Origin of the sequence: Epilithonimonas tenax DSM 16811 (assembly GCF_000428485.1) — a bacterium.
Taxonomy (GTDB): domain Bacteria; phylum Bacteroidota; class Bacteroidia; order Flavobacteriales; family Weeksellaceae; genus Epilithonimonas; species Epilithonimonas tenax.
Window position 1 is genome coordinate 61,994 of sequence record NZ_AUAA01000021.1, and the last position, 7,819, is coordinate 69,812.

Here is a 7,819-nt window from a genome sequence, read left to right on the forward strand (position 1 = left end):
AAATCAAACAATCTGAAATATAAATGAAGATGAACGAAACGCTCATATTTCCTACTTTAGAAGCGGTAAAGGAAGCCCGGAAAAGTATAGAAAACGTCGTGAATTACACGCCTTTGCAATACAACGCAAGATTATCAGAAAACCTTGGAGCAAATATTTTTCTCAAGAGAGAAGACTTGCAACCTGTGAGGTCGTACAAATTGCGAGGTGCTTACAATAAAATCAAAAGTCTTTTTGACGCAGGTCAAATTTCAAATGGTATCGTCTGCGCCAGTGCGGGCAATCATGCGCAGGGTGTTGCTTTTTCCTGCAAGCAGCTTCATATCAAAGGCACTATTTTTATGCCTGTCACCACGCCGAAACAAAAGTTGGAACAAGTTGAGATGTTTGGCGGTAATTGCATAGAAATCAGATTGATAGGTGACACGTTTGATGCATCTAAAAAAGCGGCTTTTGTTTTTGCAGAAACCTTTGGTGCTGCCTTTATCCATCCTTTTGATGATGTTCAGATTATAGAAGGACAGGCCACTTTGGCTTTGGAGATTTTGGAACAGAAAGCAGATTCTATTGATTTTGTCTTCATCCCGATCGGCGGCGGCGGTTTGGCTTCCGGCATTGCAACGGTTTTTAAGAAACTTTCTAAAGAAACGCAATTGATTGGAGTCGAACCAAAAGGTGCTCCTTCCATGAGTTTATCTATTCAGAATAACAGCAATACAGAATTGGAAAAGATGGATGGTTTTGTAGATGGTGCAGCGGTCAAAAGAGTAGGTGATCTTACTTTTGAGATTTGTAAGGATGCACTTTCGGATTGTATTTCTGTGGATGAAGGCAAAGTTTGTGACACCATTCTTCAACTGTATAATAAAGAGGCGATTGTTTTGGAACCAGCTGGAGCATTGTCTATTTCGGCTTTGGAACAGTACAAAAATGAAATCCGGGGCAAAAACGTGGTCTGTATCGTCAGCGGTAGCAACAATGACATTACCAGAATGGAGGAGATCAAAGAACGTGCATTGTTGTACAAAGGGCTCAAACATTATTTTATGGTCAAGTTTCCGCAGCGTCCCGGTTCTTTGAAAGATTTTGTTCTGAATGTGCTGGGCTCTGATGATGACATCACCCATTTCGAATACACCAAGAAAAATTCCAGAGAAACCGCTTTGGCAATTGTGGGTGTAGAATTGTCCAAGCCTTTGGATTTTGATGGTTTGAAACAGAGAATGCAGCAGCTAGGTTATTTTGAATCTTACCTTAATGATAATCCGGATGTCCTTAGTATGTTGATTTGATATGAATTGAAATAAACTCTGACGATGGGCCGCGTTTATGATTGTTTCGCCATTTACCACAATCCGGGAAGACTACAGTGTGGCGTTCTGGTTCTATTGGGCGAAGGTTAATAAAGGTTTTGGTAAAGAATAGACGAAAATATGATTTGTGGATATGCCGATGCAATTCCCATAACGATATAAAACTTTATATTTTTTTTAAGAAATTACCACAAAATTGGTAAAGGATTTGTCCTCAAAAAACCTTAAATTTGGCACTTTAAAAAGTTGAACTGAAAACTGAATGAAACGCAAAGATCGATATTGATTTTGTGCTGGACATTTAACCAAAAAGATTTAAATATTAACAAATGAGATTACTTATTGTAGGAAACGGCGGCCGTGCTTCTGCCTTAGCATTAAAACTAAGCGAAGACAGCAGAATTACAAAAATGTTTTTTGCGCCCGGAAATGCCACTACCGAAAAATTAGGAGAAAACATCAACGAAAGTGATATAGTAGCGCTTAGAGATTTTGCGCTTAAAAATAAAGTGGATCTTACGATCGTTGGCCCGGAAGCACCTCTTGTAGAAGGGATTGTGGATGAATTCAAAAAAGTTGATCTTAAGGTTTTCGGTCCTTCAAAAAAAGCAGCTTCTTTGGAAGGCAGCAAATCTTTTTCCAAAAAATTTATGCAGACCTACGGCATCAAAACGGCAAAAGCTGTCATTTTCGATTCTTACGTAGAAGCTAAAGAATATTTGCAGAAGCAGGAATTTCCTTTGGTGATCAAGGCCAGCGGACTTGCTGGCGGAAAAGGCGTGGTGATTGCAGAAGATCTCGAAGAAGCAGAGGGCACGATCCACGATTTTATGATCAAAAGGATCTTCGGAGATGCTGGGATCCAAGTCGTGATAGAGGAGTTTCTTCAAGGTTTTGAAGCGTCTATCATTGCTTTCTCAAACGGCGATCAATTGTATCCTTGCGTAGCTGCAAAAGATTACAAAAAAGCAGGCAACGGTGACAAAGGTCCCAATACAGGCGGAATGGGTTCTGTGGCACCAAGCCCAGAATATACGGAAGCTCACAATGCGGATTTTGTCCAGAACATTATGAATCCAACGGTAGAAGGTCTTAAAAAAGAAGGCCTTAGCTTCAAAGGCTTCATCTTCTTCGGATTGATGGTGACCAAAAACGGAACTTACCTTCTAGAATATAATATGAGATTAGGAGATCCGGAAACTCAAGTTCTCTTGCCACTTTTGGAAAACAATCTGGTAGACGTCATAGAGGATTGTCTCAGCGGCAAACCACTGGATCTTAAATTCAAAAATAAAAAAGCAGTTTGTCTGGTAGTTTGTTCTGGCGGTTACCCAAAAAACCACGAGACTGGTTATGAGATCACCGGCGCAGAAAAAGTGAAAAACAGTACCGTTCTTTACGCAGGGGCAGATTACAGAGGCAGCAGCGTGGTTTCTACAGGAGGACGTGTTTTGAACATCGTTGCTTTGGGAGACACCTATGACGAGGCGCGCAAGAAAGTTTACGAGGACGCCGTCCCGGTACAGTTCGACTACGCTTTCTACCGAGACGATATTGCAAAATTTTAAAATACAAAGAGATGTTGGGCGACTAGCGTCTCTTTCTTTTAGGAGCTGTTGGACTACGTCGAACAGGTTTTAATAAAAAATGTTATGGAGCTGTTTCCCGCTGTCCGCTGTATCTTTTTTTGTTTATCAGGTTTGGTCATCCAAAAGCAATTTTTACCAAAAACAAAAAAAGGATGCCGCTTCCATCGGGGCTATGGGGTTTCGCAACATTATTAACAGGGGCAAAGTAATTACGGTTTTTCAATCTTTGATGAGTTTGCAGTTGATACTGCACTTGCCGAATTATTTTTCTGTACCTTAAAAATATTTTCAATCAATTCAAAAAAAATCTTGGCGGACTTTGCGATTAAAAAATTAAAAAGCACCGTCATCATCAACAATAAGAAGAGATTCAAACAAAAGAACGTTTATTTAAGCAAAATTTTAAAATATTACATCAACTATATGCAAAACGGAATTATTATTTTAGACTTTGGTTCCCAGTACAATCAACTCATCGGAAGGAGAATCCGTGAGATGGAAGTCTATTCAGAAATACTGCCATTTAACACGCCATTATCCGAGATTCTTGAGAAAAAGCCAAGAGGAATCATCCTTTCCGGAGGGCCAAGTTCTGTGAATGCAGAAGATGCCCATCTTGTAGAAAAAGATCTTTACGAACAAGGGATTCCAGTTCTTGGCATCTGCTACGGAATGCAATTGACGGCGCATCTCTTGGGCGGAAAAGTGGCAAAAGGTGAAAAAGGTGAATACGGAAAAGCACATTTGGATATCGTAAAAGAAAACGAATTGCTCGAAGGTGTTTCTCAAAACTCGATCGTTTGGATGAGCCACTTCGATGAGGTTTCAGAATTACCTGTTGGTTTTGAACTGAATGCAAAATCTGGCGTGATCGCCTCTATTTCAAATCCTGAGAAGAAAATTTTCGGCGTACAGTTCCACCCGGAAGTGTCACACTCCGAGGAGGGTGAAAAGATGATAGAGAACTTCGTTTTCAAAATCTGTAAAGCAGATAAAAACTGGAAACTGACCAACTATATCGAAAAAACAGTGGCTGAGATCAAAGAAAAAGTCGGCGACCACAAAGTGATTCTTGGACTTTCCGGTGGTGTAGATTCTTCTGTAGCTGCAGTTCTGATCCACAAAGCTATCGGTGATCAGCTGAACTGTATCTTCGTTGATACCGGACTTTTGAGAAAAGACGAGGATAAAAAAGTGATGGAAAATTATGGCAAGCACTTCAAAATGAACATCAAGCTGGTGGAAGCTTCCGAAAGATTTTTATCCAAATTAGCCGGTGTTGGCGATCCAGAACAAAAACGCAAGATCATCGGGAATGAGTTCGTTCACGTCTTCGATGAAGAATCTAAAAAGATTGAAGGTGCCAAATTCCTGGCGCAAGGAACGATCTATCCAGATGTCATAGAATCTCAATCCGTAAAAGGACCTTCAGCGGTAATCAAGTCCCATCACAACGTAGGCGGATTACCAGAAGAAATGAATTTCGAATTGCTAGAACCACTCAGAGAATTGTTCAAAGATGAGGTGAGAAAAGTAGGAGAGGAATTGGGTATTCCACACGAGTTGGTTTACAGACATCCATTTCCTGGACCAGGTTTAGGAATCCGAGTTTTGGGTGAAGTGGATGCAGAGAAAGTCAAAATCCTTCAGGAAGCAGACGATATTTTTATCGAAGAATTGTACAAAAATGACCTCTACGAAAAAGTATCTCAGGCCTTTGTCGTTTTGCTTCCGGTGAAATCTGTAGGCGTAATGGGCGACGAAAGAACTTATGAATACACAGCCGTCGTTCGTTCTGCAAACACCATCGATTTTATGACTGCAACCTGGAGCAGATTGCCTTATGAATTTCTGGACACGGTTTCCAGCAGAATCATTAATGAGGTTAAAGGAATCAACAGAGTCGCTTACGATATCAGCTCAAAACCACCAGCAACCATTGAGTGGGAGTAAAAATATTTGATAAGAGATAAATGATCAATGATGAATCCAGCAAGTTTTTTGCTGGATTCTTTAATTTAAGGTAATTAATGATTTATATTTAAATTCAAATTGATACTCATACTTATGAAAAATAAAATATTTCATTTTTTACTGATTTTAATTGATGCTTTTTGTTTTAGTCAAAATACAAAGGAGAAAACAGAATATATTTTAAAACCTAATGGGACAATAGAATCGTACAAATCACTATTAATTGATATGAGAATTCAACCTTGAAAGTATAACCAGAGTGAAAAAGACAGTTTGAAATTGGTGAAAATTGAGAATAAGCTGCCTGATACTGAAATTACAAAAAGGCTTTCTAGAGCTTTTTTAGAGGTTGTTACGGATGATGACATAAATGAAATTTATCAATTTTATAAAACGTCGGCAGGACCAAAGTTTTTAAATTCTTATGGTTTTTTTAGAACAGAAATTTATCGAAAGTTTCCAAGATGTTTACCATGAGCTTGAACCAATGGCTGAAGAGATGAACAGGAAAAATAACCAAGAATCTTAAAAATTAAAAGAAGATCCAATTCCAACGGATAGAGTTGACTGATTCTACAGTATTATTAATTATGAAGTTATAGGCAAGCTTAAAAGCGAGACACGATGCTAGATTTTTACATCATAGAAGACGACCAAGCAAAACCAAACCATTCTGAGCAATTAGGACTTGAGTTTGTTGGTGGACTGGACGACAAAACATTTGACAATTTGCAGAATAAAGGAATCATTGACAGACGATTTGACTATTACTCAGATTTCAGATTAGGGACTTTGCTAATTAAACAAATTCGACAAACTGTTATACAAAAGCAATTACAAGCTGACACTGACGTAAAAAAGTTAACTCAGTTATTTGACACTGCTGATAAAAAACAAAGCGGACTCATTGCTTATGGAGACTAAAAGGCCAGCCTATAACAGCACATTTGCAATAGGCGGGGTTTCGCACTCCGCAGACAGTTTAGTGATAGCCGAAAATTCTGTACTCCGAATAAACATTAGTGGTAAAAATCCCGCCCATCGCAAATCTGCAAAACGATTCTGCCCAAAAGCTGAAATACTTCCGGCTTTCCTCTGATCCAGTAATAACCAAAAATGAAATCCTGGACTTCAAAAAATTGAACGACGAATTAGGCAGGCCAGTGATTGATCTTATTTTGAATAAGGAAGGCGCGAAAAAATTAAAAATTTTGACAGAGAATAATATAGGAAAACCAATTGCTATGGTATTTGTTAAAAAATCGTGTCTGCGCCAATTATAAATGATGCCATTAATAATCGAAGGGTTCAGATAGCTGGTAATTTTACAGAGGCAGAAACTGATGAGTTGATCCAAAATATGAAATAGTAGATCTTCAAACAAAAAGACCCATTCAGTAGAATAGGTCTTTTTGTTTTATCTCTTCCTCACATTCTCCAAAATATCAGGGAAATAAGTATCTGACAGGTGTTCAAACTCATCGCTCCGCATAAACATAGACGCGTCCACTTGGTCGTAAGTTTCCCGTCCGGCCGCCGCTATCAACTCATTGCAAGTGTACAGTGTGTTTTTGTGAAACTGATACACGCGTTCGGTTTTGTCATTGGTGTCAAGACCTTTGATCAGCATTTTGTCTTGTGTGGCAACGCCTGTTGGACAAGTATTGGTGTTACATCTGAGAGCCTGGATGCAGCCTAAGGAGAACATAAAACCTCTGGCATTGTTGCAAAGATCGGCGCCCATAGCAATGGCCCTTAGAATATCCAGTGAGGTCAACACTTTTCCGCTAGCAATGATTCTTAATTTATCCCGAATTTCATAATTGATCAAGGTTCGGTTGACGAAGATCAGGGCCGGTTCCAAAGGCATCCCAACACCGTCAGAGAATTCCGGTGGTGCAGCACCTGTCCCGCCTTCTGCGCCATCTACGGTGATGAAGTCCGGATAGATATTCAGGATGTTCATCTGTTCACAGATGTCTTCAAACTCTTTGGTGTCACCAATACACAATTTGAAGCCAGTTGGCTTTCCGCCAGACAAGTCACGGAGTTGTTTTACGAATTTCAGCAAGCCTTCTGCACTAGAAAATGCACTGTGCGATGGTGGCGAAAGAATCGTGATTCCTGGTCGTACGTGTCGGATGGCTGCAATTTCTGGCGTGTTTTTGACAGCCGGTAAAACACCGCCGTGACCTGGTTTGGCACCTTGCGATAGTTTGATCTCGATCATTTTTACATTCTCAAGATTCGCATATTTTGTGAAGAGCTCAGCATTAAAGTTGCCGTTTTCATCCCTGCATCCGAAATAGCCGGTTCCGATCTGCCAGCAAAGATCGCCACCTTCCAAATGGTGTGGTGAGATGCCGCCTTCGCCTGTGTTGTGGTAGAAATGTCCTTTTTTAGCACCTCGGTTCAGAGCCTTCTGGGCACGGTCACTCAAAGCGCCGAAGCTCATTGCGGAAATGTTGAAAAGCGAAGCATTGTAAGGCTGTTTGCAATCCTGTCCGCCAATAATGGTTCTTGGCAGTTCTTCCTTTGGATGTTTGGCGTAGATAGAATGTTTGATGCCTTCATATTTTCTGTGGTTGATCTCCAGCTGAGTTCCAAAAGGTACTGTGTCGCTCACGTTCTTTGCCCGTCTGTAAGCCGCAGAGCGCTGATGTCTTGGAAAGGGTTTTCCATCTGTTTCTCTTTCTATAAAATATTGCTGGATTTCTGGCGAGATGCCTTCGAAGATAAAACGGAAATAACCGATAACTGGGAAGTTTCTGAGAATGGCATGTTTGGTTTGATACGTATTATAAATGCCTAAGAGGTATAAAAAGGTCAGCAGAATAGGAATCCAATAATCCGCTTTTATGAGTAATGCTGTGGTCCAGCTTACGATTACTAGTACGATCCCCCAAAAAATGAATTTGTTCCTCATAATGTTTTTTTTTTTTT

At 40.0% G+C, this 7,819-nt stretch carries 5 protein-coding genes and 1 pseudogene; 5 read left to right on the plus strand and 1 reads right to left on the minus strand.

Annotation, left to right across the window (positions count from 1 at the left end; all coding sequences use genetic code 11):
- The first annotated feature begins 23 nt into the window (after positions 1–23).
- The 5 genes and pseudogenes from ilvA (at position 24) to F564_RS21210 (ending at position 6,245) form a co-directional block, all read left to right on the plus strand.
- Positions 24–1,292, plus strand: a complete 1,269-nt coding sequence (gene ilvA, locus F564_RS0111590; RefSeq protein ID WP_028122796.1) for a threonine ammonia-lyase IlvA — start codon at positions 24–26, stop codon at positions 1,290–1,292.
- Positions 1,293–1,642: 350 nt separating this feature from the next.
- Positions 1,643–2,881 carry a phosphoribosylamine--glycine ligase gene (gene purD, locus F564_RS0111595; RefSeq protein WP_028122797.1) on the plus strand — a complete coding sequence of 413 codons (1,239 nt, stop codon included), beginning with the start codon at positions 1,643–1,645 and terminating at the stop codon, positions 2,879–2,881.
- Between the two features lie 444 nt (positions 2,882–3,325).
- The gene (guaA, locus tag F564_RS0111605; protein ID WP_028122799.1) at positions 3,326–4,855 is read left to right on the plus strand and encodes a glutamine-hydrolyzing GMP synthase; all 1,530 of its coding nucleotides are present in this window, start codon (positions 3,326–3,328) and stop codon (positions 4,853–4,855) included.
- Positions 4,856–5,500: 645 nt separating this feature from the next.
- A complete protein-coding gene (locus tag F564_RS0111620; RefSeq protein WP_028122800.1) occupies positions 5,501–5,800 on the plus strand; it encodes a hypothetical protein in 300 nt (99 codons plus the stop codon).
- Positions 5,801–5,898: 98 nt separating this feature from the next.
- Positions 5,899–6,245: pseudogene (locus tag F564_RS21210) on the plus strand (SecDF P1 head subdomain-containing protein).
- Between the two features lie 48 nt (positions 6,246–6,293).
- On the opposite strand, the gene F564_RS0111630 reads toward F564_RS21210, so the two are convergent.
- Positions 6,294–7,802: an FMN-binding glutamate synthase family protein gene (locus F564_RS0111630; RefSeq protein ID WP_028122802.1), complete on the minus strand. Its 1,509-nt coding sequence runs from the start codon at positions 7,800–7,802 to the stop codon at positions 6,294–6,296.
- Between the last annotated feature and the right edge of the window lie 17 nt (positions 7,803–7,819).